Origin of the sequence: Janthinobacterium sp. J1-1 (assembly GCF_030944405.1) — a bacterium.
GTDB lineage: Bacteria > Pseudomonadota > Gammaproteobacteria > Burkholderiales > Burkholderiaceae_D > Janthinobacterium.
Genome location: NZ_CP132339.1, coordinates 3,970,442 through 3,996,933, shown reverse-complemented (window position 1 = coordinate 3,996,933; position 26,492 = coordinate 3,970,442). Strand labels below are relative to the sequence as shown.

17 protein-coding genes are annotated in these 26,492 nt (G+C 63.2%); 7 read left to right on the top strand and 10 right to left on the bottom strand.

Going from position 1 to position 26,492, the window contains the following annotated elements:
* Window positions 1-73 precede the first annotated feature (73 nt).
* A complete protein-coding gene (locus Q8L25_RS18270; RefSeq protein WP_308920720.1) occupies window positions 74-2,665 on the bottom strand; it encodes a bifunctional aconitate hydratase 2/2-methylisocitrate dehydratase in 2,592 nt (863 codons plus the stop codon).
* 152 nt (window positions 2,666-2,817) lie between these two features.
* A complete protein-coding gene (locus Q8L25_RS18265) occupies window positions 2,818-3,861 on the bottom strand; it encodes a helix-turn-helix domain-containing protein (RefSeq protein ID WP_308920719.1) in 1,044 nt (347 codons plus the stop codon).
* A gap of 228 nt (window positions 3,862-4,089) precedes the next feature.
* On the opposite strand from Q8L25_RS18265, the gene Q8L25_RS18260 reads away from it, so the two are divergent.
* Together Q8L25_RS18260 and Q8L25_RS18255 are read left to right on the top strand one after the other, a co-directional pair.
* Window positions 4,090-6,711, top strand: a complete 2,622-nt coding sequence (locus Q8L25_RS18260; RefSeq protein ID WP_308920718.1) for a sugar-binding domain-containing protein — start codon at window positions 4,090-4,092, stop codon at window positions 6,709-6,711.
* Between the two features lie 199 nt (window positions 6,712-6,910).
* On the top strand, window positions 6,911-7,201 hold the full coding sequence (locus Q8L25_RS18255) for a hypothetical protein (RefSeq protein ID WP_308920717.1): 291 nt from the start codon (window positions 6,911-6,913) through the stop codon (window positions 7,199-7,201).
* A 124-nt stretch (window positions 7,202-7,325) separates the two neighbouring features.
* Here Q8L25_RS18255 and Q8L25_RS18250 read toward each other — a convergent pair whose 3' ends face one another.
* Complete coding sequence (locus Q8L25_RS18250) at window positions 7,326-11,282, bottom strand: DUF3320 domain-containing protein (protein ID WP_308920716.1); 3,957 nt, start codon at window positions 11,280-11,282, stop codon at window positions 7,326-7,328.
* Between the two features lie 6 nt (window positions 11,283-11,288).
* Between Q8L25_RS18250 and Q8L25_RS18245 the strand changes: the two genes are divergently transcribed.
* A protein-coding gene (locus tag Q8L25_RS18245) for an IS5 family transposase (RefSeq protein WP_308920715.1) occupies window positions 11,289-12,151 on the top strand; the annotation gives its coding sequence in 2 pieces (ribosomal slippage) (window positions 11,289-11,631 and window positions 11,631-12,151; 864 coding nt in all).
* A gap of 6 nt (window positions 12,152-12,157) precedes the next feature.
* Here Q8L25_RS18245 and Q8L25_RS18240 read toward each other — a convergent pair.
* On the bottom strand, window positions 12,158-14,806 hold the full coding sequence (locus Q8L25_RS18240; protein WP_308920714.1) for a DUF4011 domain-containing protein: 2,649 nt from the start codon (window positions 14,804-14,806) through the stop codon (window positions 12,158-12,160).
* 271 nt (window positions 14,807-15,077) lie between these two features.
* On the opposite strand from Q8L25_RS18240, the gene Q8L25_RS18235 reads away from it, so the two are divergent.
* From Q8L25_RS18235 to Q8L25_RS18225, 3 genes are all read left to right on the top strand, one after another.
* The gene (locus Q8L25_RS18235; RefSeq protein ID WP_308920713.1) at window positions 15,078-15,812 is read left to right on the top strand and encodes a GntR family transcriptional regulator; all 735 of its coding nucleotides are present in this window, start codon (window positions 15,078-15,080) and stop codon (window positions 15,810-15,812) included.
* Between the two features lie 273 nt (window positions 15,813-16,085).
* Window positions 16,086-17,408 carry an FAD-binding oxidoreductase gene (locus Q8L25_RS18230; protein WP_308925751.1) on the top strand — a complete coding sequence of 441 codons (1,323 nt, stop codon included), beginning with the start codon at window positions 16,086-16,088 and terminating at the stop codon, window positions 17,406-17,408.
* 64 nt (window positions 17,409-17,472) lie between these two features.
* Entirely contained in the window at window positions 17,473-17,916 is a 444-nt protein-coding gene (locus tag Q8L25_RS18225; RefSeq protein ID WP_308920712.1) for a hypothetical protein, read from the top strand.
* Window positions 17,917-17,920: 4 nt separating this feature from the next.
* Here the strand turns inward: Q8L25_RS18225 and Q8L25_RS18220 are convergent, their stop codons facing one another.
* From Q8L25_RS18220 to Q8L25_RS18195, 6 genes are all read right to left on the bottom strand, one after another.
* The gene (locus Q8L25_RS18220; protein ID WP_308920711.1) at window positions 17,921-18,916 is read right to left on the bottom strand and encodes a porin; all 996 of its coding nucleotides are present in this window, start codon (window positions 18,914-18,916) and stop codon (window positions 17,921-17,923) included.
* A 113-nt stretch (window positions 18,917-19,029) separates the two neighbouring features.
* The gene (yddG, locus tag Q8L25_RS18215) at window positions 19,030-19,941 is read right to left on the bottom strand and encodes an aromatic amino acid DMT transporter YddG (protein WP_308920710.1); all 912 of its coding nucleotides are present in this window, start codon (window positions 19,939-19,941) and stop codon (window positions 19,030-19,032) included.
* 64 nt (window positions 19,942-20,005) lie between these two features.
* Window positions 20,006-21,502 carry an aldehyde dehydrogenase gene (locus Q8L25_RS18210; RefSeq protein WP_308920709.1) on the bottom strand — a complete coding sequence of 499 codons (1,497 nt, stop codon included), beginning with the start codon at window positions 21,500-21,502 and terminating at the stop codon, window positions 20,006-20,008.
* Window positions 21,502-22,410, bottom strand: a complete 909-nt coding sequence (locus Q8L25_RS18205) for a dihydrodipicolinate synthase family protein (protein ID WP_308920708.1) — start codon at window positions 22,408-22,410, stop codon at window positions 21,502-21,504. The genes Q8L25_RS18210 and Q8L25_RS18205 overlap by 1 nt, the downstream gene beginning before the upstream one ends.
* 43 nt (window positions 22,411-22,453) lie before the next feature.
* Window positions 22,454-23,728, bottom strand: a complete 1,275-nt coding sequence (locus tag Q8L25_RS18200) for an MFS transporter (protein ID WP_308920707.1) — start codon at window positions 23,726-23,728, stop codon at window positions 22,454-22,456.
* A gap of 197 nt (window positions 23,729-23,925) precedes the next feature.
* On the bottom strand, window positions 23,926-25,245 hold the full coding sequence (locus tag Q8L25_RS18195; protein ID WP_308920706.1) for an FAD-binding oxidoreductase: 1,320 nt from the start codon (window positions 25,243-25,245) through the stop codon (window positions 23,926-23,928).
* Between the two features lie 260 nt (window positions 25,246-25,505).
* On the opposite strand from Q8L25_RS18195, the gene Q8L25_RS18190 reads away from it, so the two are divergent.
* Window positions 25,506-26,480: a LysR substrate-binding domain-containing protein gene (locus tag Q8L25_RS18190; protein WP_308920705.1), complete on the top strand. Its 975-nt coding sequence runs from the start codon at window positions 25,506-25,508 to the stop codon at window positions 26,478-26,480.
* The last annotated feature ends 12 nt before the right edge of the window (window positions 26,481-26,492 follow it).

Sequence of the window (26,492 nt, the reverse complement as noted above, 5' to 3'; positions counted from 1 at the left end):
GCAGAATAGTTTGCCCAAAAAAAACCCCGGCAAGCCGTTGCCAGCTTGCCGGGGTCGCTTCAATCACTCAGCCTTACGCCGGGACTTGCACCTTGTCCGCCACCGAGCGGAATTCTTCGATCTTGTCGAAGTTCATATAGCGGTAGATCTCGTCGGCATTCTCGGCAATCACGCCGATATGCGACATGTATTCCGCGCGGGTCGGGATGCGGCCCAGCAGGGAACACACGGCGGCCAGTTCGGCCGAGCCGAGGTAGACATTGGTCTCGATGCCGAGGCGGTTCGGGAAGTTGCGCGTCGAGGTCGACATCACCGTGGCGCCCTTGCGGATCTGCGCCTGGTTACCCATGCACAGCGAGCAGCCCGGCATTTCCATGCGCGCACCGGTGCGGCCCAGGCTGCCGTAGTGGCCTTCGGAGGTCAGCACCTGCTGGTCCATCTTGGTCGGTGGCGCGATCCACAGGCGTACCGGAATGTCGGTCTTGTTTTCAAGGACCTTGGAAGCGGCGCGGAAGTGACCGATATTGGTCATGCACGAGCCGACAAACACGTCGTCGATCTTGGCACCGGCCACTTCGGCCAGGGTTTTCACGTCGTCCGGGTCGTTCGGGCAGGCCACGATAGGCTCATGGATGTCGGCCAGGTCGATCTCGATCACGGCGGCGTATTCCGCATCAGCGTCCGGCGCCAGCAGTTCCGGGTTGGCCAGCCAGGCTTCCATCGCCTTGATGCGGCGCTCCAGCGTGCGCTGGTCCAGGTAGCCGTTGGCGATCATCCACTTCATCAGGGTGATGTTCGAGGTCATGTACTCAATGATCGGCGCTTTGTCCAGGTGCACGGTGCAGCCGGCGGCCGAGCGTTCCGCCGAGGCGTCGGACAGTTCGAACGCCTGTTCGACCTTCAGGTCGGGCAGGCCTTCGATTTCCAGGATGCGGCCGGAGAAGATGTTCTTCTTGCCCTTTTTATCGACCGTCAGCATGCCCTGGCGGATCGCGTACAGCGGAATCGCGTTGACCAGGTCGCGCAGGGTCACGCCAGGCTGCATGGTGCCCTTGAAGCGCACCAGCACCGATTCAGGCATATCGAGCGGCATCACGCCGGTGGCGGCGGCAAACGCCACCAGGCCGGAACCGGCCGGGAACGAGATACCGATCGGGAAACGGGTGTGCGAATCGCCACCGGTGCCGACGGTGTCCGGCATCAGCAGGCGGTTCAGCCACGAGTGGATCACGCCGTCGCCCGGACGCAGGGCCACGCCGCCACGGTTTTCGATAAAGGTCGGCAGTTCGCGGTGCATCTTGACGTCCACCACTTTCGGGTAGGCGGCGGTGTGGCAGAACGACTGCATCACCAGGTCGGCCGAGAAGCCCAGGCAGGCCAGGTCTTTCAGCTCGTCGCGGGTCATCGGGCCGGTCGTGTCCTGCGAGCCGACGGTGGTCATCTTCGGTTCGCAGTAGGTGCCCGGACGGATGCCGGTGCCTTCCGGCAGGCCGCAGGCGCGGCCGACCATTTTTTGCGCCAGCGAGTAGCCACGGCCGCTGTCGGCCGGGTTTTGCGGCAGGCGGAACAGCGTCGATGTGCCCAGGCCCAGCGATTCGCGCGCCTTGGCGGTCAGGCCGCGGCCGATGATCAGCGGAATGCGGCCACCGGCTCGCACCTCGTCGAACAGCACGTCGGACTTGACCGTGAATTCGGCGATGACCTCACCGTTTTTCAGGGCCTTGCCGTCGTAGGGACGCAGTTCGACCACGTCGCCCATTTCCATTTGCGTGACATCGAGTTCGATCGGCAGTGCGCCGGCGTCTTCCATGGTGTTGTAGAAGATCGGGGCGATCTTGGTGCCCAGGCACACGCCGCCGAAGCGCTTGTTCGGAATGAAGGGAATGTCTTCGCCGGTGAACCACAACACGGAGTTGGTGGCCGATTTGCGCGAGGAACCGGTGCCGACCACGTCGCCCACGTAGGCGACCAGGTGGCCCTTGGCTTTCAAGGCTTCGAGCTGCTTCAGGGGGCCGATCTTGCCCGGCTCTTCCGGATTGATGCCGGGACGCGGGTTTTTCAGCATGGCCAGCGCGTGCAGCGGAATGTCCGGGCGCGTGGTGGCGTCGGGCGCCGGCGACAGGTCGTCGGTATTGGTTTCGCCGGTGACCTTGAACACGGTGATGGTCAGGCTTTGCGGCACTTCCGGACGCGAGGTGAACCACTCGGCGTCGGCCCACGACTGCACCACTTCGGCGGCGCGCGCGCTGCCCTTGTCGGCCAGTTCCTTGACGTCATGGAAGTAGTCGAACATCAGCAGGGTTTTCTTCAGGCCTTCGGCCGCCACCGCGCCCACCACCGGGTCGTCCAGCAGGTCGATCATCGGCTTGATATTGAAGCCGCCCAGCATGGTGCCCAGCAGCTGGGTCGCCAGTTCGCGCGACACCAGCGGCGACGTTTCCGTGCCCTTGGCAACGCTGGCCAGGAAAGCGCATTTGACCTTGGCCGCATCATCGACGCCGGCCGGCACGCGGTGGGTGATCAGGTCGACCAGGAACTGCTCTTCCCCGGCAGGCGGGTTCAACAGCAGTTCGATCAGGTCCGTGGTCTGGGCTGCCGACAGCGGCAGTGGAGGAATACCAAGGGCGGCGCGTTCGGCGACGTGATTGCGATAAGCAGCTAGCATGAAATACTCTCGATCAAGGTTGATTGCAGGGACGGCCGCCTGGCCGCCGGTCTCGACCACTATTATATCTCAACCAGTCTTATATAAGACATATAACAGGAGAGCAAAATTACCCAATGGCCAAATCGCCACACTGGCGCCGGTCGCCAGCATCAAAACGGGCAGTGCCGCGCCTTGAAATGCGAGGGCGTCATGCCGGTCTGCTGCGAAAAGAAGCGCGTCAGTACCGAGGCCGATGAAAATCCCAGCATGTCGCTGATTTCAAACAGGCAGGCCTGATCGAGCATCAGCAGCCGCTTTGCCTCGGCCAGCCGCACGCGGGTGTAAATGGCCTGGAAATGGCTGCCCTCCTTCTGCAGGCGCCGGTGCAGGGCCGAGCGCGACAGGCCGAACTGGTCACAGGTTGCCAGCAACACCTGGCTTGGGGCCGCCCATGGGCTGGCGTCGACGCCCTGCTGCTCGCGCAGCAGCAGCTGGCCGAGGAAATCCTCGACCCTGGCGCAAAACGAATCGCGCCGGCGCAGCGCGCGCATGTCCGCATCCGCCTTGTCGCGAAACAGCCGGTACAGCATGGGGTTGTGCTGCTCGAAGGGTTGCTGTGCGCGCGGCGCGCTGAAACGCAGGCGGTTGCGGGCCTGGCCGAAGCGCACCGGGCACGGCACGCCGCGCAGCAGCCGGCGCCAGGCCGGCGGCTCGGCGCCCGTCAGCTCGATCGATGGATGGGCCAGGCCGGCGCCACTATACACCTGCGCCAGCTGGACGATGCCTTTCAGGCTGTTCAAGGCCATCAGCGCGGTGCGCGCCTCGCCATCGAGATGGAATGCAAACTCGAAGTCGTCGCCGGCCCGCTTGAACGACATGGCGTCGACCTCGCCGATCAGCGGCCGGTAGGCGATGCAGTGCTCGAACGCCGCCAGCAGATCGGGCGCATTCGAGACGATGGCGATTTTCGTCACGAACGGCTCGCTCCAGCAGATATCGCCCTCGGGCACCACCAGGTCGCCCGGTTCGGGCAGGCGGTCGAGCAGATTGAGCATCGCCGTGTACCGGCTGCCCGCGATACGGCCATCCGTTTGTACCACGCTGTGCTGCGCGATGCCCGTCAGGTGCTGGAATTGTTCAGCGCCGATGCCGGCGCGCAGCGCCAACGCCATGCCACGCCGCACCAGCTCGGCGGACACCGTTTTATCAGCCATGTCGTCTCTTTTATGGTTATGCAGGCGTTGATATCGTCTCACACGATAGCGCCGCCCATCGCGCGCAGTCAAACGATTTCGCTTGCCGCAAAAACAATTTCCAGGACGCGCCACAGGGCAAAGCGGCGCGACCATCGGCCAATCGGCAGGGCGTGGCCGCTGCTATGATTTTTTCCCCAACACGGCGCAGGCCAGCTGCTGCGACCCATAAAAAACGGAGACAAGACCATGCAAAAACCACCAGCCACACCCTTGCCCTCGCCACACCGGCGGCGCATCCTGCAAATGGCCGCCGCGGCGGCGGCCGTGCCTTTGCTGACCGCCTGCGGCAGCGGCGATGACGGCTTTGCGGCGCCGTCGCTGGGCGAGGCGCAGCAGTTTTCGGGGCAGCGCACGCGCTCCTTCGACGAAGGCTGGCTGTTTGCCGCCGGCGCGCAAACCGGCGACGCCGCCGCCCTGCCCGGCTTTGCGGACCAGGGCTGGCGCGCGCTCGACCTGCCGCACGACTGGAGCATCGAGGACCTGCTAGGTGGCAGCGACGACGGCGCCGCCACGGCCCAGCCCTCGCACCTGTTCTACTTTGAAGACCCCGCGCTGGCCGAGCGCGCGCCGCCGCGCATCGGCCCCTTCGACAGCCAACTCAGTGGCGGCGGCCGCGCGACCGGCCGTTTCGTCGGCGGCGAAGGCTGGTACCGCAAGCATTTCACCGTGGCGGCCAACCCCGGCCAGCGCGTGGAACTGGCCTTCGACGGCGTCTACCAGAACGCCGATGTCTGGATCAATGGCCGGCACCTGGGCTTTCATCCATATGGCTACACCGCCTTCGGCCATGACCTGACGCCGCACCTGGTGGCCGGCGAGAATATCGTCGCCGTGCGCGTGCGCAATCTGGGCGACAACAGCCGCTGGTATTCCGGCTCCGGCATCTACCGCCACACCCACCTGACCGTCACCGGCGGCGTGCGCATCCCGCGCTTCGGCGTGGGCTTGACCACGCGCGAGTTGAGCACATCGGAGGCGAGCATCGTGGCGCAGGTCACCGTGCACAATGCCTCCGGGGGCCTGGCCTCGCCGGCATTGCGGGTGATGCTGTTCGACGCACAGGGCAAGCAGGTCGCGGCGACCGATATCGATGCGCACGGCATGGCCGACGGTGAGCGAAAGGACGCCATGCTGACCTTGAAGGTGGCCAGCCCGCAGGCCTGGACGCCGGACACGCCGCAGCTGTACCAGGCGGTGGTACAGGTGATCGTCAATGGCGCCGTGGCCGACCAGGTGATCGAGACCTTCGGCATCCGCACCGTGTCGGTCGACGGCGGCCAGGGCTTCCTGCTCAACGGCGCGCCGTTGAAACTGCGTGGCGGGAATGTCCATCACGATCACGGCCCGTTGGGCGCCATCAGCCTGTACGACCAGGAATACTGGCGCCTGGCGATCCTGAAGCAGGGCGGCTACAACGCGATCCGTATCGCCCACAATCCGCCCAGCCAGGAGTTCCTGCAGGCGGCCGACCGCCTGGGGCTCATCCTGATCAACGAATTCGTCGACATGTGGGATGTGGCCAAGACGCCGGACGACTATCATCTGTATTTCGCGCAGTGGTGGCAGCGCGACCTGGAAAGCTGGATGCTGTCGTCGCGTAACAGCCCCGCCGTCTGCATCTGGTCGATCGCCAACGAGATCTTCGATTCAAAAGCCGCCGAGCCGCGCGGCAAGGAGCTGTTCGCCCGGGCCCGCGCCATCGACGCCAGCCGGCCCATCATGCAGGGCGCGGCGCAGGGCATCTTCGGCGCCTTCAACGCGCCCACCACGGCCGCCTATACCGACCTGGGCGACATCCACTACCAGCTGTCGTTTGCGGCCGCGCGCCAGGCCATGCCCGGCAAGGCCTGGATGCAGTCGGAGAGCTTTGCCAGCTCGGCCTACGACCACTGGAAACTGGTCACCGACAACCCCTTCGTGATCGGCGACTTCGTCTGGTCGGCCTGGGACTACATGGGCGAGACGGGCATGAACGTGCCGCAGCTGATCGCCAAAGACAGCGATACCGATACCTCGTTCCAGGGCCAGTCGCGCGACTTGGGCAAGCAGGCCAGCGGCCTGTGGGGCCCCTACCCCTGGTTTGCCGCCGGCTGCGGCGACTTCGACCTGATCGGCCAGGTCGCGCCGCAGCATCTGTACCGGCGCGCGGTGTGGGACATCAGCCCGATCGAGATGGCCGTGGCCCGCCCCGTGTCCGGCAACCGCCAGCAGCAGGCGTTCGCCTTCGGCTGGTTCGACGAACTGGAAAGCTGGAGCTGGGACGTGGCCGCCGCTACCCAGCTACGCGTGCATGTCTACACTGGCGCCGACAAGGTCGAGCTGTACCTGAACGATGCGCTGCTGGCCACGCAGCCGCTCACGGCCGCGAACAAGCGCATCGCCTCGTTCTGGGTCGCTTATCAGGCGGGTACCCTGCGCGCCGTGGCCTACCGCAACGGCGCCGAAATCGGCCGCAAGGAACTGGTCACGGCGGGCGCGCCGGCGGCGTTGCTGCTGACGGCCGACAAGACCAGCCTGGCGGCCAGCCGCGACGCCCTCGCCCATGTGCTGGCGAAGGTGGTCGACCGCCAGGGCCGGCTGGTGCCCGACGCCGTGGTGCGCATCCGCTTTGCCGTCACGGGCGGCGACCTGGCGGCCGTCGGCAGCGGCAACCCGCACAACGCCGACAGCTTCCGGCGCGGCCGCCGCCATAGCTACCAGGGCAAGGCGATGGCGTATGTGCGGCCCGGGAAAACACCAGGAAAGATCACCGTCACCGCCACGGCGGACGGGCTGGCGTCGGCGCAGCTGGATTTGACGTCCGTTTAACAATTTGATTGCATGGAGGTTTGCGCCTGCGCAGGCGCAAACGTGCCTGGCCGCATGGCGCCGGGTACTCTGGCCGTCGTACGCGCTTCACACTTGGCCCATGCGCAGGGATATGCAATTATTATGCTGTACCGACTACATGCTCGAACACCGGGAACGGAATCGGGGCCGGCACCACAAAACAAAGAAAAAAACAGACATGAATTCAGCCAGCTTGAGCAAGAAAATAACGGTGTATGCCATAGCTTGCATGGCAGTGACCGCGCTGGGTCTGGGTTTGGTCTTCATGTCGCTGATGCAGGCAGACTTCGACAGTTTTTCCAATACTGTCCTGATCGCCTGCGCCGCCCTCATTATTGGCTGTGGCCTCGGCGTGTACTGCTGGCGCCTGCTCTACTTGGCCCGCCGGCACGGCGTTTCCCGACGCGCCCGCGTGGCAGGCCTAACGGCAGCGCTGATGCCTTTCGAGATTGCACTATTGGCGTTGTAGTTACTGTTTTCCAGGCAGCCTTTTAACACAGTGTGCGACAACGGCCCTTTGCCCAAGCGCAGCGAGATAAGCAGCTTGTCCACAACGTTCAGACACGCCCGCGACCACTGTTAAAACTGGGCTGTTACGTATTCGCGAGCGCCTGTTCCAGCCGCTTCCGGCTGGCCGTTCTCACATGGCGCATGCCCAGCCTCCTGGCCATCGCCGCCACGGCACCGTCGCCTGCCAACCCGTCAGCGACAACCATTTTCGCCAGCGATCGCAGTTCAGCAATGCAGATTTCTTCAACGCTGCGGCTGGTATCGCCTTCGCCACTAAACACGACAGGCAGGTCGGGGCCGCGATCGGCCGCCCAGAAGAATACCCCCACATCCTCTTCCGTAGCCGACAGGAACGACAGCGCAAGCGATGACACGCGCTCCTGGATGCGCGCCCCCGTTCTCTGCCAGCCATGTGCCCGCGCGATCCGTCGCGCCAGCACCGTATCGCGCACCGGCCCATCGAGTGCGACAATCTGTTCCACCATCTGTCGTAGTTGCCCATCGTAAGAAGCATCGAAGAAGGCGCCGGCATCGGCCGTGTCTGAAGCTGTCGGCGCCTCCGGATCGACCTCCAGCTCAGCAGAGCCAGCACGCCTGGCATACTGGCGCTCCGGAATTGCATCCACGGACTCCACCGGCTCGATGGCCGATTCGACAACCGCTACCGTTTCGCGTTCAGCCCTTGCCCTGTCGATCGCCGCGCGCGCTTCGGCTTCGACGGCTTCGCGCGCAGCCACCTTGCTGCGCTCTGTCCTGCTGATTTCAAGCAGGCGCTCCAGCGCCGCGTGCACTTTGGCCAAGGTGCCCGCCCGATCCACCCACCAGTCGGTCGACCAGATGCGCACGATTTCCCAGCCAAGGCCGCGCAATACCTGTTCCCGCAGCATGTCGCGGTCGCGCGCCGTCGCCGAGCGGTGATAGGTTGCGCCGTCGCATTCGACGCCGCACAGATAAATGCCTGGCGCATCGGGATGCACCACACCCAGGTCAACCCGGAACGACGATGCGCCGATCTGCGTATGCACCTGCCAGCCGCGCGACGCCAGCGCAGCGGCCACCGCTTCTTCAAACGGGCTTTCAAATCCGCCCAAGCTACCCTTGGTGGCTTCGGCCAGCGCATGCGGGCCACGTTCGGCAAACTCCAGGAAGTGTTTGAGGTCGCGCACGCCTGCAGATTGCGTACGCGACAGATCGAACTGGTCAGGTTTCAGGCTCGAAAACACGCGCAATTCCTGCCGTGCCCGCGTGATTGCCACATTCAGTCGGCGCTCGCCGCCATCTCTGTTCATCGGACCGAAGTTCATCGACACCGCGCCGCCCAGGTCCGGGCCGTAGGTAATCGAGAAATAAATAATATCGCGCTCATCGCCCTGTACCGATTCCAGATTCTTGATGAACAGCGGCTCCAGTTCCGTCTCGGCGAAATACGGTTCCAGCGCCGGATCCTTGCGGCGCTCCTCATCGAGCAGATCTTCGATCAGATTCATCTGCTCGGTATTGAAAGTGACCACGCCGATGGTCAGCTTCGAGTCCCGGAAGTCCGGCGCGCGCAGCTTGGCGACGATATCGGCCACCAACGCTTTCGCTTCGCGCTTGTTGATGCGCGCCCCACCCTTTTCGTAGACGCCGTCCACATGATGGAAGCTTACAGCACGGTCTTGCGCCACCGGCGACGGGAACGTGACCAGGCCACCACCATAATAGTGGTGATTGGAAAACGCGATCAGGGATTCATGACGGCTGCGATAGTGCCAGGACAGATGCATGGTCGGCAGATTCGCACCCATGCATTCGTCGAGGATGCTTTCCAGATCGCCTTCGACGTCCTCGTCGTCCGGCGACGATTCGGCGCGGTCAAAGAATGCGGTGGGCGGCAACTGTTTGGGGTCGCCCACCATCACCACTTGTTTGCCGCGCGCCATGGCACCGATCGCATCCCATACGGGAATCTGCGAAGCCTCGTCGAATACCACCAGGTCGAAGGCGCCGGCGTCGGCAGACAGATACTGCGCAATCGACAAGGGGCTCATCAACAGACATGGAGCCAGCTTGCCCAGCACTGTCGGTATCTTCTGCATCAGTTCGCGCAGCGGCTTGTGCTGCTTCTTCTTGTTGATCTCGTGCCGCAGGTCACCCCACTCCGAGTTACGCGTCACTTCGTCGGCGTTCGGCATGCCGCCACACAGCGAGGCACGCACCCATGCGCGCGTCAGGTCGGTGAACTGGCGATCGAGGGCGCGGAAATCGCCGATCCGCTTGTCATGCTCTACCGACACGAAGTTACGGATGACAGGTTCGTTGTCGACAGCACGGTTGAGCCACCACCGGCTGTAGTTGGCTTCAAATACGCGCAAGGCGTCCGTCGGCCGGACAGCCCCGCTCTCCATTGCATCGACGAGCGGCGCCAACGACAGGGACTGCGCTTGCGTGCGCACCTTGCGCCACGCACACCAGGCCTTGAGCCGCGGCTCGGCAGCCACGATCTGCCGGCAGCAGGCGACCAGGTCCGTCAAAGAGAGCTCGTTGAACTGCATGGCGGCATCATCGCTGAACATGCCGGCTGTACCGAGGTTGGCAAGCACCGGCTGCAGAGCGCTGTGGGCGGCCTGATACCGCCGGCCCGCACTGGCCACCACGCCAGAGGTATCCAGCAAGGCATTGCCTTCGACCACCAACTGTTCAAACGCCTGCCGCAGCACGCCTGCGTCCTCCGCCGACTCGGCCAGATTGGCAATCGCCGCAGAGACCACTAGCTGAAAGGCCTTCACGCGTTCGATATCATCTGCGCGGGTTTGCAGCCCGCCCCAGACGCCGCCGGTTGACGCACGCAGGTAATCGAAGGCACGCAATTGCTCTTCGACGCTGTCGCGCTGGCGCAAGCGCCGATAGTCCGCCGCCAATGCCGGGCCACAGTCAGACGCCGCGACTTCATCATGCTCACCCTGCAGCACGCCGGACTGCTGCACGGCGCGCAAGGCAGTCGCAAACCGCATGGCCGCCGCCAGCAATTGAGAACGTGTCGCCTGGCCATCCCACAGCCCTCCCGTTTCCGCAGCCAGCGGCTGCATATCCGCGATGTCGGCATCGAGCGCGCGCAGTTCGCGCAAGCGAAGCAACTCTGCCGCGAGCAAAGCGCCACAACGTCCATTCTCGATTGCCTCGAATGCCTGATCCTCCCACGTCTCTTGCCGGCGCGCCTGCCCCAGCACTTGCTGGAACCGCAGCGCAGTGCGAACGAAGTCGGGCCGCGTCTTCAAGCCTGCCCAGATACCCTCGGTCACCGGCCCCATTTCCACCTTGCCGATTGCCGCTCTGAGATCACGGATACGCACAAGCAAAGGCAAGTCGCGCGCGATGTCGGCTTCGCCTTCACCCGTCACACAGTCCGTCACCACCCTCTCCAGCTTGCGCTTGCGTATCCACGACAGGGGCCAGGCGCTGCGTTCCGCTTCCACCCAGGCCTTTTGCAGCTGATGCACATTGAGCCGTTCAAGCTGCTCGCCATAGCGTACCGACAAGCCACTTTCGCCGGCTGCCAGATCGTCGAGCAGGCGCAAACCGTTTTCCAGTTCAATGACAGCGTCTTCCGGCCACGGCCTGCCCAACAGCGACGCCACGCGTTCACGCTCGGCCAGCAGCGCCAGCGCCTTTTTGCAGCGCGCCACGACGGACTCCGGCCAGGCGGAGCGAATCTGCGCGCTCAGCTCACGATGCAGGGCCACGAACTGCACGCCATCGCGCAGAGAACTCAGCAATTCGCGTACGTCGGCACGGAACACAAAGCCCCATTGCTGGCCAAACGCATCCGGCAGCACCCGCGCCAGATCGGCTAACGCCAGGCGTGCACGCCGTCCGGTCGGCAGGCCCACGAGATTGGTCGCATCTTCGAAGCTGGCAATGGCCCGCTGCAGCTCTTCGGCACAGGGCAACACGGCACTGGCAGCGCTGATGAACGTCTGCTGCCAGGACGGCGTCCAGTCAGCCTGTCCGACCGCCATTAGGGTCTGTCTGACTGAACTTAATTGAGGTTGGATGGTCATAGAGCGATGAGCCGAACTGACCTTACCGAAAAGCAGTGGTGCAAACTTGAGCCCCATCTGCCCTCCAACCCCCATCACGGTCACGTGTATGTCGAGCATCGGCACGTGATCAATGGCATCCTATGGCGCTTGCGAACAGGCGCTCCTTGGCGCGACATTCCGCCGCGCTACGGTCCTTGGCAGACCTGTTATGACCGATTTGTTCGTTGGTCGAGGAGCGGTACTTGGCAGCGACTTCTCCGGGTCATGCAGGCTGCAGCCGACGAGGCCGGCCTGGTGGACTGGGATGGCGCTGCGCTCGACGCCACATACATCAAGGCCCAGCGCAGTGCTGTCGGGGCACGAAAGACGCTGCCAGCAGCCGAAAAAAGGGGGCCGTAACTGACGAGTGGCTGGGGCGTTCACGCGGGGGCATCACCAGCAAAATCCATTTATGCGTCGATGGACACGGTTTGCCGCTATCCGTTCTTGTCACTGCCGGCCAGTGTAGCGATGCCGCCCACGTCGGCCAGGTACTCGATGCGATTAATGTGCCTCGTCCGGGCCGTGGTCGCCCCCGAAAAAGACCATCGAGCGTGCGCGTCGACCGCGCTTATGGTGCTCGACATTATCGGCAACAGATCCAGGCCAGAGGCATTCGATGCATTTGCCCTGAACGTCAAGATGCGCGACAGAACCGCTTACGCAAGGGACGTCGAGGTGGCGCACCGCCGCGCTTTGACGCACAAGCTTACAAAGGCCGCAATGTCGTTGAGCGCGCAATCAACCGTTTGAAAGATTTCCGCGCCGTCGCAACTCGCTACGACAAACGCGGACACAACTATTTGGCAGGTGTGACTATCGCAACAATGATCCTATGGCTCCTCTGAAATCAGTCAGACAGACCCTAGCGGCCCCGCGAGCAATTCCTGGATGCCGACGGCCGTGGCGTTGACTTCGAGCCGCGCCGTCACGTCCCGCAACTGCTCGATATCGGCCTGGTCGTGTACATCAGCGAAGGGCCACGACAGCGCCAACTTCGGCACATCTTCGCCGTCGACCACGATGCCGATCGCCTTGTAGATCGTCAGGCCATTGCGGTGCCGGTGATGCAGTCGCTCGACATATCGGTTCAGTTCATCGCGCAACTGCTTCAACTTCGTCGCCTGCGCGCGCCATTCGGCAGGATCGACGTCGCCCTGCGCATCCCACGCCCTTTGCAACTGCGTGATCACATCGAGCTTGCGCGCCTTGCTGGAGTGAAGTTCCAGGCAGAATTCTCCCAATCCAACTTCGCGCAAGCGTCGGTAAACCACCTCCAGTGCGGCGATTTTTTCCGACACGAACAAGACACGCTTGCCCTCGGCCAGGCACTGGGCAATCAGGTTGGCAATGGTCTGGCTCTTGCCCGTACCCGGTGGGCCGATCAGGACGAAGTCCTTGCCCTGCGCGCCGGCCATCACGGCCGATAGTTGTGACGAATCGACAGGCAGCGGGCAAAAGGTTTTTTCGGGCGCAAATTGCGCATCGAGTTGTCTCGCCAGTGGAAACGCGGACGTGGAGGGATAGGGTTCGCGCGGACTGTCAATCAAATGTCGCACTACCGGACTCTGGCGCAACTGCTCTGTGCGTTGCACGAGATCCACCCACATCAGGTATTTCGCGAACGAGAACGAGGCCAGCATGACTTCATCCGATACCTCCCATCCCTTGATGTCGCGGATGGCATGGGACACGGTGCGCCAGATCAACGCGACGTCGAGCCCGGCGGAATCCTGCGGCAGCTGGCCATCAAGCACGCCCAGATTGAGGTGAAAATCCTGCCGCAGCATCTCGATAAGGGTGGGGTTGAGCCGAGGTTCATCCTCGTGCAGGCACAAGGTAAAGCCCGAGCGCGCGCTCTTGCGCTGCAACGATACCGGAATCAGGATTAGCGGCGCCTTGTATTTCTGCCCTTCCTTGTCGTCGCGTGTCCAGTTCAGGAAACCCAGCGCCAGAAACAGCGTGTTGGCACCGCCTTCCTGCAATACGGTGCGGGCGCTGCGGTAAAGATCGACCAGTCTGGCCTCAAGCTCCTGCCCGTCCACGCTGACAAATACCTCGCGCCGCTTCAATGCATCGATCGCATGTTCGCGCCGCACGTCCTCGCGCGAGCGTTGTTCATGGATAGCCTGATTGCGAGGGTCGCGTCCGTCCATGAGGTCCGGCCTTGGCAGCAAACGTATTGGCGCACCGTCCGATAGCAAGTCTTCCAGCGCACCGGGTTCCGGCGCGTCAAGACGCATGGCCTTCTTGCCGCTTTTGAAATTAAGCAGATTGTTACGCAGAGACAGATCCAGCAGCTTGCGTTGCCAACGCGCCAGCCTGTCTCTGGGGTCGAGTATCGTATCCTCGACCGCGAGATTGGCATCGTCGGGCAACTCAGGAGCCTCGTCGTCGAAAGTCGCAGCGGTGGCTTTCAATGGGCTATCATCAGCGGGGGCGAGGTTCTGATTTTCTCCACTGGCAAGCGGCTTGATGCGCTGCATGCGGGCACGCCGGATATCGACTACCAGCTCGAATTGCTCCTCCACGTTCTCGGCGATCTGCTTGGCCGCATACTCCATCGCATACGTAAACGATGGCGCCGGCCGAGCGGTAATCAAGGTGGTTTCGAAAAGGACCATCTCTTTCAACCGGACGCGCTTGCGGATAGCCGTCACGTCATCAACCACCACCGTGGAAAATTCTTGCTGGCGTAACCAGACGCCAGCGAACGCATGGCCCCTGGTAAACACCACGATGGAGTTCAAGCCCATTTGCTCCAGCGCCGAACAAAACAGCAAAGTCAGATCGAGGCAAGTGGCAATACGGGAGTCCATCACCTGCGCCGCACTGCGCACCTTCTGGCCACGGTGTTCGAAACTGGCCGGTGGCAGGGCATAATCGAGACCCAGCCCCGCCACAGCTGTCCATAGCGCCGAGGCAAGCTCCCATGCTCGCTTCGCACCACCCTGATAGCCGTCCAGCGCGGCATTTTTGCCGGCCTGGCGCAAGACTTCGGCCGATTGCTTGAGCAGGCGGTCGATGGCTGGCTCATTCGGTTGCACGAATGCCGCTACCAGATCGGGAAGATGCGACAAACCGCCCCACTGATTGCGTGGCAAGAGCTCGACCTGACGCTCATCGCTCGCCAGCATACGCTCTTCGCCTGACCCTGCCTTGCCGACCAGCGTCAATATGATGGTCGACGTGACAGCTTCGGTCAATTTACCGAACAAAGTGCCATCGAGCTGCACATCGCATTCCCTGATGCCGTAAACAGAGCTTGCCTGGCAGGCATCGATGGTCCACGTCTTCGGTTTCAGGAACGGCGGAAATGATTCCAGACGCAGCTTCAAGTCGGTGAGCTCATGCTCGCTCTCGTTCACGATACCCAACTCGCGCAACAGCGGCACGGAGTTCTGGAAATCCGCCAAATTCAGCTTGCTGGCATTTGAAATACGAATCGCATATTCAGGTTTTGCTTTGGCGGGATGTGCCGCCAGGTCTTCTGCTTGTTCCACACACTTCCCCGTTGATTTACTCAATGAACTGTGTAGCTATTATGCAAACATTTTTGCCATAGAAACATTCATGGATAGACATTAACATATTAGAAACAAGCAATTAATCACCAAATCTCACTTTCCGGATATTTGACGGCGTCAGTGGACACACTACAACAAACACATGCAGCTAGCGCGGAAAAAAAATGCCATACGGTATCAGGTTGACGCCCAGCACACGCCACTATAGAGTTTGCCCTGTCCCTCCAACCCCAGAATGAAAGCCCCCATGAAGGCAGCAGCAGCAAGCGATTCCGCGCCGGCGGAGGTGGCGGTCGACCGCAAGGCCGTGCTCAACGACACCTTGCGGCGCCGTATTACCGGCATGGAGCTGGCGCCGGGCGCCGTGATCGACGAGGTCACGCTGGCCGAGGAGTTCGGCCTGTCGCGCCCGCCCGTGCGCGAGCTGATGCGGCAGCTGGCGGCGGAAGGCTATATCGAGCTGGAGCCGAACCGGCCGGCCCGCGTGGCGGCGATGGGCTACCAGTCCATGCGCAGTTTCTTTTTGGCCGCGCCGCTGATCTATGTGGCCACCACGCAACTGGCCGCCCAGCATGCGAGTCCGGAGGAGATCGCCGGACTGAAACAGATCCAGGCGCAGTTCCGCGCCGCCATCGAACAAAACGACCTCGCCGCCCGCGTCCATTGCAACGACCAGTTCCACTTGGCCATCGGCAAGATGGCGCATAACGACTACCTGATGCCCAGCCTGCGCCGGCTGCTGATCGACCATGCGCGCATGGGCCGGATCTTCTACCGCCAGCCGACCACGCCCGACATGCAGGCCAACCTCGACACGGCCATGCTGCAGCATGAACAGATCATCGCCGCGATCGAACGCCGCGATGCCCAGGCGGCGGGCGAACTGGTGCGCGCGCACTGGGAACTGTCGCGCCTGCGCATGACGGAGTACGTGGTGCCAGCCGGCATGGTGCTGCCGATGGAGCACGACACGATCCGCTAGTCTATTCGATGACCGCGTTGAAGCCGGCCTTGTGCCGGCTTTTTTATTGCCTGAAAGAAACTAGCCTTGCTCCCGGTTGAAGCTTGTCAAAACTTTGACTATAATCAATATACTTTCTGTATACATAGTGTAGACAATATTGATTGGAGTAGAAGTTCAATGGCAATTTCGAGAAGAAATGCAATCCTGGGAGCGGGCGCCGGCGTTGGCGTGGTGGCCATGGGTGCGGGCGCGACGCTGCTGCACGACAGCCTGCCGGGCGATCCGTCCACCCTGCACCGCGTCGATGCGCTGCCGGCCGACGATCCGACGCCGGGCTGGTTCCACACCAGCCGCCAGCGCGAACCGAAGCAGCCGCTGATCGGCGACGCCAAGGCGCCCTGGGTGGTGATCGGCGGCGGCTTTACGGGCCTGGCGGCCGCGCGCCAGTTGGCCCTGAATTTCCCGAACGACCAGGTGATCCTGGTGGAAGGACAGCAGGTCGGCTTCGGCACCTCGGGCCGCAACGCGGGCTTCCTGATCGATGTGCCGCACGATATCGGCGCACCCGACTATATCGGCGACCAGACTATCGCCAAACAGATCCTCGACCTGAACCGCTACGGCCAGTTCCGCCTGCGCGACCTGGTGGAAGAATTCCAGCTGGCCGATGCCCAGCTGCGCCACTCGGGCAAATACCAGGCGGCCGTCGAGGACAAGGGCATCGCGGTGCTCGAGGCCTACCATGGCGGCCTGAAAAAGCTGGGCCAGCCCTGCGAAATCATCGAAGGCAAGGATATTCCCGACCACCTGGGCACCTCGTTCTACCGCAAGGCGCTGTACACGCCGGGCACCATGCTGGTGCAGCCATCGGCACTGGTCAAGGGCCTGGCCGACAGCCTGCCGGCCAATGTCACGCTGTATGAAAACACGGTCATCACGGCGGTCGACTACGGCAGCAAAGTCGTGCTGCAGCACGCCACCGGCCGCATCGTGGCCGACAAGCTGATCCTGGCGAACAACCATTTCGGCACCCACTTCGGCTTCCTGGAAGACCGCATCCTGCCGATCTTTACCTACGGCAGCCTGACCCGGCCTTTGACAAAGGCGGAACAGGACAGCATCGGCGGCAAGGATTACTGGGGCGTGATCCCGGCCGACCCGTTCGGCACCACCTTGCGCCGCACACACGACAACCGCATCCTGGTGCGCAACAGCTTCAGCTATAACGCCGACGGCCGTTTCAAGGACGGCTTTACCAAACGGTTTGCGGCCAGCCACCGCACCTCGTTCGAGCGCCGCTTCCCGACCCTGAAACAGGTCGAGTTCGACTATACCTGGGGCGGCGGCCTGGGCATGACCCGCAACGGCGCCGGCTTCTTTGGCGAACTGCGGCCGAATGTGTATGGCGCGCTGGGCTGCAATGGCCTGGGCACCGTGCGCGGCACGGCCACCGGCACCCTGCTGGCGGACCTGCTGGCCGGCAAGCGCCATCCGCTGACCGAGTTCCTGCTGGCCTCGCCGAAACCGGCCCTCAATCCGCCGCAGCCGTTCCTGGCGATGGGCGTCAACGCCAACCTGCGCTGGGGCCAGTCGCAGGCCGGCATCGAAGCGTAAGCACCCGGGCACCGGGCGACCTCGCGTTTCCCGGTGCCTTTACTCTCATATCAGGAAATCTCGCATGATTTTGCGCACCTTGTCCGCCCTGCTTTCGCTGGGCCTGGCGGCCGGCACCTTTGCCGCCGAACCGGAATTTGCCATCCGCAACGCCCTGCGCCCCGGCACCCACGCCGCGCACTGCCCCGCACACGGCGCCACGCCGGACGGCTGCATCTTCCATGCCCAGACCGATAGCGTGAACCGCGCCCGCCTGCCGGTTGCACCCGGCACGCAGTGGGTGGCCCGCACGCCCGATGCGGCGCTGGTCCGCATCGGGCCGGGCGGCGAAGACACGGCGGCCGATGGCAGCCGGTATCAGCTGATCGACATCGTTGCCTGGCGCCCCGAGGACGCCGATATCGTCGTTACATTCGACCGGCTGACCGTCGCGCCCGCGCCGCTGCAGGTGGTGGAACGGCGCAGGGTCGGCATCATGAAACACAGTATCAAAAGCTGGAACGAGTAATCAGTCAGTACAGATGCGCCAGGCCGAAGCCGAACGCCGTATGCAGCATCTGCGGCATCTGCGGCGTAGTGCGATGGCGGCCCAGGCTGGCGTACAGGGTACTGCGGCGCGACAGGGAATAATCCGCGCCCAGCGACACAAAATGATCGACGCCGGCGTCCAGCCGCTGGCGGCTGTAGCCCGTCTTCAGCAGGACGGCAGGGGCCACCTGCCAGGTGGCGGACAGCGTGGCCGCGCGCGACCTGCCGCCAGTCGCCCGTGCGCGGCTGTCGTCATGGGCGGCCATGATGGCCACAACACCCAAGGTATATTTGCCGGCGACAAACGTGTCGCGGTCGCCGATGCTGTTGCGCTCGAAGGCCGCCATGGCCGCCACCGCCCCCTGCCCATATTCCAGTACCACCGACACGGGCCGCCGCGTCGCGCCCTGCTCACGCTGGCGCTCGGGCGAGCCGCTCAGGCGCAAGGTCACGCCCCGCACTGTGGGTGAGTCGTAGAAAATGCCGTTGTTCAGGCGGCCATATTCCGCCGTGCCGTTGTTGCCGAAGGGGTCGCTGGGCGTCAGATAATGCCAGTGCTGCCAGGCCGGCGAGGCGATGCGGTTGAAGTTGGCCCAGGGATCGAATTTCCAGTCGTTGGCCCACATCGCCGTCATGGCCCGCCCGGCGCGCACCGTGCCCCAGCCGCCCTGCAGGCCGATGGTCGCTTCATCGTGCCAGAACGGTTTGTAGCCTGCGCCTTCGCTGGCGCCGGTATCGAGTTCGGCGCGGGTGGCGAGGCGCAGCACGGCTTTGACGCCGCCGCCCAGGTCCTCAGTGCCGACGATGGCCAGATTGCTGCGCTGGATGGTGCCGACCTTGCTGGCGCCGTCGAAATCGCGGAACACGCCGAGGTCCAGCATGCCATTGAGCGTAAGCGACGATTGCGCCCGGGCCGGCATGGACGCGGCAAATGCACCCAGGGTGGCGCCGGCAAGCACCAGAGCTTGTTTGTAATGCATGATGATGGTCTCCTTGATGGGAAAAACGCTCTGCGGCGTCTTTTCAACAGGTAAAAGCTCCCCCTGCCCGGCGCGTGGCCGGGGTCAGGATGGAACCAAAGGGAAGATAAAACTCAGTCGATGACAGGTTTGCCGCTGGTGCGCCGCGCGCGTGTGGCGACCCAGCACAGGATGGCGCCGCCACACACCATGGCCGAGCCTTGCCAGAAGGCGATGGAGAGCGGTGCGCGCAACAGCAAGGTCGACAGCGCCGCCGACAGCACGGGAATAAAGTACGAGGCGCCGGCCAGCACCGTGACGTTGCCGTGCAAGATGCCCACGTTCCACGCGCCATAGCCGAAGCCCATGGCGGCGGCCGCCAGCAGCAGATAGACGATGGCCTCGCCCGTAAATGCCATGTGGCCGCCACCGCCGAGCAGGTACTTGCCCCACAGGCTGATCGAGACCAGGATAAAGAACAGCGTCACGCCGTTCTTGCCGGCCGCAATGCGCGCCGTCACCGTGCAATACGCGGCCCAGATCAGCGCGCCGGCAAACGCCAGGCCGTAGCTGAGCGGATTGTCGCGCACATTGTGCAGCATGTCGGCCAGATCGAAACCCTGCTCGCCACCCAGCACCCAGCAGATGCCGGCCACCGACAGCAAAAATCCGGGCACGATCAGCAGATTGGTCTTCTGGCCGTTGAACAGGATGGCGGCAACGATGGTAAACGTGGGCCACAGATAATTGACCATGCCCACTTCGATCGCCTGTTGCGCCGTATTGGCATAGCCGATCGACAGCGACAGGCACAGCTCGTACGTGACGAACAGGATGCTGCCCCACACCAGGTAGCGGCGCGGAAACTCGCTGAGCCGTACCCAGCCCACCGACAGCAGCAGGAACACCGACGCCACGCTGTACATCATGGCGGCGCCGCCCGTGGGACCGAGCAGTTCGCTGACGCTGCGGATCAGGCCGACAATCGAGCTCCACAGCAAGATGGCGACCAGGCCGATCATGGTCGCCTTGTTCGTGTTCTTCATTATTCTATCCAGTCAGTTCTTGCATTGCCGCGCCCGGTGACCGCCACCGGGCGCAAGGTATTGCCTATGCCGGCGCGTCGATCCAGATGGTCTTGATCTCGGTGTACTGGTCGTGCGCCCACTGGGACTTGTCGCGGCCGCCAAAGCCCGACTCCTTGTAGCCGCCGAACGGCGTGCTGACGTCGCCTTCGCCAAAGCAGTTCACCGTCACCACGCCGGCCTGGATGGCGCGCGCCACCTTGATGGCGTTGCGCAGATCGTCCGTGTAGACCGAGGCGGCCAGGCCGTACACCGAGTCGTTGGCCAGCGCAATGGCCTCGTCCACCGTGGCAAAGGTGGTGACCGACAGCACGGGGCCGAAAATTTCTTCGTGGAACAAGCGGCTGTCCGGACCCACGCCATCGACCACGGTCGGCTGCACGTAGACGCCCTGCTCGGTTTCGCCGCCAAACACCACCTTCAGCTTTTCCTCGGCGGCCACCTCCAGGTAGGAGCGCACCTTGTCGAAATGCGCGCGGCTGACCATGGCGCCCAGGCGATTCTCCGGGTCGAGCGGATCGCCCATCTGCCATTCTCTCATGGCAACACCCATGCGTTCCAGCAATGCTTGCTTGATGTCCGCATGCACGATCAGGCGCGACGAGGCCGAGCAGTTCTCGCCCATGTTCCAGAATGCGCCGTTGACCAGGTGCCGGGCCACGGTGTCGAGGTCCGCCACGTCCTTCAGCACCACGGCAGGATTCTTGCCGCCGCATTCGAGCACCACGCGCTTCAGGTTGGATTCGGCCGCGTAATGCAGGAACAAGCGGCCCGTGTCGGTCGAGCCCGTGAAACTGACCATGCTGACATCGCGGTGGCGGCCCAGCGGCTCGCCCACTTCGCGCCCGCCACCGGGCAGCACATTGAAGACGCCGGCCGGCACGCCGGCCTGGTGCGCCAGCTCGGCCACGCGCAAGGCGGTCAGCGTGGTTTCCTTGGCCGGCTTGACGACGATGGAGCAGCCGGCCGCCAGCGAGGGGCCGATCTTCCAGGCCAGCATCAGCAGCGGGAAATTCCACGGCAGCACCAGGCCGACCACGCCGATCGCCTCGCGCACCACCAGCGCCAGCGCGTTCGAGCCGACCGGCGCCGTATGATCGTAGATCTTGTCGATCAGCTCGGCGTGCCAGCGGACGGTGTGGATGGCTTCGGGAATATCCGTGTTCTGGCATTCGCGGATCGGCTTGCCGCTGTCCAGGCTTTCCATCACGGCCAGCTCATGCGCATGCTGTTCCAGCAAGTCGGCAAAGCGCAGCAGCACATGCTTGCGTTCGGTGGGCGACAGCCGGCTCCAGCGGCCGTCTTCGAACGCCGCCTTGGCATTGGCCACGGCCACATCGACGTCCTCGGTGCCGCAGGCGGCGATACTGGCCAGCAATTTGCCGGTGGCCGGGTTGCTGGTCTCGAAGGTCAGTCCCGACAGCGCGGGGCGAAAGCCGCCATCGACAAAGGCCTGGGTCGGCAGCACGATGCTGTCGGCCAGGGCCGCGTATTGTGCGGCGGACAGCAGTTCGGCGGCCATCAGGCAGCTGCGCCGGTGATGGCGGCCACGTCGCTTTTCAAGCGGGTGACAACCGCCTGCAGGGCTTGCTGCTCGTCTTGCGTCAGGCCTTGCAGCGGCGCGCGCACGCCGCCGGCGCGCAGGCCCACCAGGGTGCTGCCGTGCTTGATGGCCTGCACGAACTTGCCGCCTTCCAGGTAATCCATCAGCGGCAGCATGGCCGACATGATGCGGCGCCCCTTGTCGAAATCCTTCTCGACGGCGCAGGCCTGGTACAGCGCGATATGTTCTTTCGGCAAAAAGTTAGAACCGGCGCAGACCCAGCTGCGCGCGCCCCAGGCAAAAAATTCCAGCGCCTGGTCGTCCCAGCCGCACGACAGGCCGATGTCAGGAAAGTCGCGCGCCAGCATGTGCAGCTGGTTGGCCTGGCCCGAACTTTCCTTGATCGCCACGAAGTTCTTCGACGCCTGCGTGACGGTCTTGAAAAACTCGCGGCCCATGGACATGCCCATGCGGCCAGGGTAGTTGTACAGCATGATGGGCAGGCCGGCGGCCGCATCGATGGCCAGCGCGTGGGCGGCGTTTTCCTGCTCGGTCGGCAGAGCGTACGGCGGCGTGCCGACCAGGATGGCGTCGGCCTGGATCGCTTTCGCCAGCCTGGCGTACTCGACCGATTCCTCGGTGCGGATGGCGCCGGTGCCGATAATCAGTTGCGCGCGGTTGCCGATCACGTCCTTGGCCAGCCTGGCCAGCGCCACGCGCTCCTCGGTCGAGTGCGCATAGTATTCGCCGGTGGAACCGGCGATGATGATGCCGTGGATGCCTTCGGCGACCAGGTATTCCAGCACTTCGGCAAACGCCGTGTTGTCGATGCTGCCGTCGGCCGCCAGGGGCGTGATCGCGGGGGTGTAGATGCCTTCGAATGTCATGATGATCTCTTTCGGTGAAGTAATGAGGTGGAAAAGTGCGGAATCAGCGACGCAGCGACGCGGCCTGCTCCAGGCTCATGCCGCGCGTCTCGGGCGCCAGCCAGACCGACACCAGCAGCCCGACCAGCGACACGGCCGCGGCCACATACATGGTGTTGCCGATGCCGATGCTGTGCAGCGACATCGGTACCAGCCAGGTGCCGACGGCGGCGCCGACGCGGGTCATGGACGAGCCGATGCCGACGGCAAAGGCGCGTATCTCGGTGGGGAACAGCTCGTTCGGGTAGACCAGTTCCAGCACCTGGGCGCCGCCGATAAACAGCGCATAGGCGCCGAACATCAGCAGCACCAGGATTTCGCCGCTGTCGGCAAAGGCGCCCAGCCCCAGCAGCGCCAGGCTGGACCACAGGAAGCTGTGGATGATCAACGGGCGGCGGCCCATGCTGTCGATCAGGCGGGTGGCAACCACGCAGCCGACCACGAACAGCAGGGTGATCAGCACGGAGCCATAGGCGGCCCAGTCGCCCTTGAGTTTCAGGGCCTGCAATACCACGGGAGCGAACGAATACACGGCGAACATCGGCACCACGGCGGCGGTCCAGAAGACGATCACGAACAGCATGCGCTTGCCGTAGCCCGAATGCAGCAGGTCGCCCAGCGAGACTTTCTTTTCCGTGCTCTGCGCAGGCATGTTGGCCACCGAAAACGATGCGCCATAGACTTGTTTGATGACCCGGTCGGCTTCGTCGAGGCGGCCCTTGCTGACCAGCCAGCGCGGCGATTCAGGCGTACCCAGGCGCACCAGGAACAGCAGCGCACCGAGCACGGCGGAGCTGGCCAATACCCAGCGCCAGCCATCGGCGCCGCTGTGCGCCAGGATGAAGTTGCCGGCAATATATGACAGCGCCGCGCCGATAAACCACAGGATGGTCAGCCCCGCCAGGCGCGGCCCGCGGTTCTTTTGCGGCAGGAACTCGGTCAGCAGGGAACCGGCCACCGGGTATTCGAGGCCGACGCCGATGCCGACCAGGAAGCGCAGCACGAACAGAGCGATGCCCGATTCGACCCACAATGAGCCGATGGACCCCACGATAAACAGCACGGGGCCGACAAAAAACAGGCGCCGGCGCCCTACCCTGTCGGTCAGCCAGCCGCCGAGGAAGCCGCTGCAAAACGTGCCCAGCATGGCCGAAGCGGCGACCATGCCCTGCCAGAATGTATCCAATTGCAGGTAATCGGAAAACTGCACGATGGCGACGCCAATAATACTCAGGACATAGCCGTCCAATATCCAGCCGCCGCCTGAACGCAATGTCATTAATTGATGGAATCCATTTAATGGCACATCTTCGATGGAGGTGAGCGATCCATCTTTATCGGTTTTATAATTGTTATTCATTGCAGATTATCTCCTGTGGTTTTATTAATTCTGCGCGTATGCAACCCTGCTGAATCTCTCGATTCAGAAAATATCAGTCAGTGTGAGTTCCCTGGTTTATTGCTGGTGTGAATGAATCAGCTTTCCATGCCCGCCTGGCGCTGGCCCCACCACAGGCGGGCGTTGACACCGACCGACAGGAAAGGCTCCGGCGGCAAGGTATTCGGGCCGGAGGTGGCCAGCAGGAAATCGCTCAGTTCATGGCGCTTGCCGGCGATTATGTCCGCCAGCAAGGTGCCGGTGACGGTGCCGCGCGTGATGCCCAGGCCATTGCAGAACAGCGCGCCGTACACATTCGGCGCCAGCCGGCCAAAAAAGCCCTGGTGGTTCTGCGTCAGCGCCAGCGAACCGCTCCAGGTGTAGTCGAAATCGACCTCGGGCAGCATGGGAAAGCGCCGCTGGAAGGACAGACGATGATTTTCCAGGAAGCGCTTCAGGCAGTGCGGCTTGGACTGCTGGCCCGGATTGAAGCTGAAGCTGTTGCGCATCAGGATGCGGTTGTCGTGCGTGCGGCGTACCGTGCTGCCGAACGGGTCGGCGGGAATCACGCCCCAGAACGGCTTGCCGCCCAGCTGCGCCTGCTCGGCGTCCGTGAGCGGGCGCGACAGGCTGGCGTACAGGTACATGGGCAGCACGGTGTGTTTCAGGAAACCGAAGCGCGCGCCAAAGGCGTTGTTGGCCAGCACCAGCTGGTCGGCGATGATGCGGCCCTGGCCGTGCGTCAGCACCACCTGCGCGCCGTACTCGACGCCGGTGATCGCCGTGTTTTCATACAGGGTGACATTGGCCGGCAGGCTGTCGGCCAGCCCCTTGACCAGGGCAGCCGGCTGCACCAGCATGGTGCCGGGTGTAAATAATGCCTGGCGATAGAAGCTGGTGCCTATATGGTCCGGCAAGTCCTTGCCCGGTATCACCTCGTAGGCCTCGCCCAGCTTGTCCAGGCCGCGCCGGTAGGCTTCCAGCACGGCAATACCGCGATCCTCGACCGCCGCCTGGTACTTGCCGCTGGCGCGCAGATGGCAATCGATGCCATGCGTCTCCACCTGCGACCGCAGGATGGACTGGCCCATCCGGTTGAGCTTGAGGGTGCTCCTGGCGATGGCGATGTCGCCGATATAGTCGTCGGCGCCGATGTCGTGTGGCAGGTCGATGGCAAAGCCGGCGTTGCGGCCCGAGGTACCGAAGCCGACTTCCTGCGCATCGATCAGCACGACTTCGTCGCTGGGGAAATGCAAGGCCAGTTGCCGCGCGGCCGCCAGGCCGGTGAAGCCGGCGCCGACCACGGCCCAGCGGGCCTTTTTTTCGCCGCTGTGCGCCGGTTTGGCCTGGCGTGCGGGGGCGGTGTGAAACCAGCCGCACATCGCATCGTCCTTGGGCGTAACGATAGATTTATTCATGTTTTGTCTCCTGTGCCGCTTTTGGTCCATGTCCGATTATTTATATTCATAAATAATCAATACATCACAAAAAGCAATTCAACGTAGGCTTGTTTTTTTATGCCGGTCACTGCGCCATCAATCACGATTCGGGGAAATGGGGAATGATTGGTGATTGTGGTTTGATGCCGATATAATGTTTTTATCTGATGACAGAGTCTAGATATTCCGCGAGCCGGGCACAAACGACTTTTCGTGCATAAAATTGATAACAAGGCGTTATGAATCAGCATCCCTCCACCGACCAGCTGTTGCTCAAGATGCCTTCGCTGCGGGCGGTACGTTCCTTTGTTGCCGCGGCGCGCTACCAGAGCTTTACCCGGGCGGCCGAAAGCCTGTGCGTGACGCAGGCGGCGATCAGCCGCCAGATCAAGGAACTGGAAGAACATCTGGGCGCCAGCCTGTTCGACCGGGTCGGCCGCTCGGTCAGGCTGACGCCGGCCGGTTCGATCTTCTTCGAGGCGGCCCAGCTATCGTTTCTCAACATTGCCCAGGCGGCGGCAAGAGTGCGCAAGGATCACGGCAAGCACGCCAGGCACACGGTGACGGTCTGCTGCACGCCCGCTTTTTCCGCCTTGTGGATGGCGCACCGGCTGCCCAGCTTTTTCAGCGCCAATCCCGATATCGACCTCGACCTGGTCACCACGCAGAATTTTTTGTCGCTCGAGCCGGGCATGCATCCGGACGTGTTCATCACCAAGATGTCGCGCGTGCGCGAGGGTTATGTCAGCGTGGCGCTATTCCACGACCGCATCTATCCGGTGTGCACGCCGCGCTACCTGGAACAGCATCCCGAGATCGGCAGCCTGGAGGGCCTGAGGAATGGCGTGCTGCTGAACCTGAGCCCTTACGGACGATCGCAGGTGGCCGAGCATGTGGACTGGAGCGTGTGGCTGGCCGTGCACCGCCTGGACATGGCCGACGGCCTGCAGCATGGGGCGCATTATTTCAATGCGAATGACTACAACCTGCTGATACAGATGACGCTCAACAACCAGGGCGTGGCGCTCGGTTTCGACCACCTGGTAAGTCCGTTGATCGCGCAGGGGCAGCTGACCAGGCCGCTCGCGCAGGAGCTGGTACTGGAAGACACCCATCACTACCTGGCGTATCGCGAAGACAAGGCGGACGACCGCGCCCTGCAGCGCTTCCGCAGCTGGTTTTTTGCGCAGGGCGGCGCGGCGGCGCCGGCCTAGCCAGACAACAAA

Bases quoted from the DNA above. Each gene is read 5' to 3' on its own strand.
- Q8L25_RS18270 (WP_308920720.1), bottom strand. From the start codon at position 2,665: ATGCTAGCTGCTTATCGCAATCACGTCGCCGAACGCGCCGCCCTTGGT.
- Q8L25_RS18265 (WP_308920719.1), bottom strand. From the start codon at position 3,861: ATGGCTGATAAAACGGTGTCCGCCGAGCTGGTGCGGCGTGGCATGGCG.
- Q8L25_RS18260 (WP_308920718.1), top strand. From the start codon at position 4,090: ATGCAAAAACCACCAGCCACACCCTTGCCCTCGCCACACCGGCGGCGC.
- Q8L25_RS18255 (WP_308920717.1), top strand. From the start codon at position 6,911: ATGAATTCAGCCAGCTTGAGCAAGAAAATAACGGTGTATGCCATAGCT.
- Q8L25_RS18250 (WP_308920716.1), bottom strand. From the start codon at position 11,282: ATGACCATCCAACCTCAATTAAGTTCAGTCAGACAGACCCTAATGGCG.
- Q8L25_RS18235 (WP_308920713.1), top strand. From the start codon at position 15,078: ATGAAGGCAGCAGCAGCAAGCGATTCCGCGCCGGCGGAGGTGGCGGTC.
- Q8L25_RS18225 (WP_308920712.1), top strand. From the start codon at position 17,473: ATGATTTTGCGCACCTTGTCCGCCCTGCTTTCGCTGGGCCTGGCGGCC.
- Q8L25_RS18220 (WP_308920711.1), bottom strand. From the start codon at position 18,916: ATGCATTACAAACAAGCTCTGGTGCTTGCCGGCGCCACCCTGGGTGCA.
- yddG (WP_308920710.1), bottom strand. From the start codon at position 19,941: ATGAAGAACACGAACAAGGCGACCATGATCGGCCTGGTCGCCATCTTG.
- Q8L25_RS18210 (WP_308920709.1), bottom strand. From the start codon at position 21,502: ATGGCCGCCGAACTGCTGTCCGCCGCACAATACGCGGCCCTGGCCGAC.
- Q8L25_RS18205 (WP_308920708.1), bottom strand. From the start codon at position 22,410: ATGACATTCGAAGGCATCTACACCCCCGCGATCACGCCCCTGGCGGCC.
- Q8L25_RS18200 (WP_308920707.1), bottom strand. From the start codon at position 23,728: ATGACATTGCGTTCAGGCGGCGGCTGGATATTGGACGGCTATGTCCTG.
- Q8L25_RS18195 (WP_308920706.1), bottom strand. From the start codon at position 25,245: ATGAATAAATCTATCGTTACGCCCAAGGACGATGCGATGTGCGGCTGG.
- Q8L25_RS18190 (WP_308920705.1), top strand. From the start codon at position 25,506: ATGAATCAGCATCCCTCCACCGACCAGCTGTTGCTCAAGATGCCTTCG.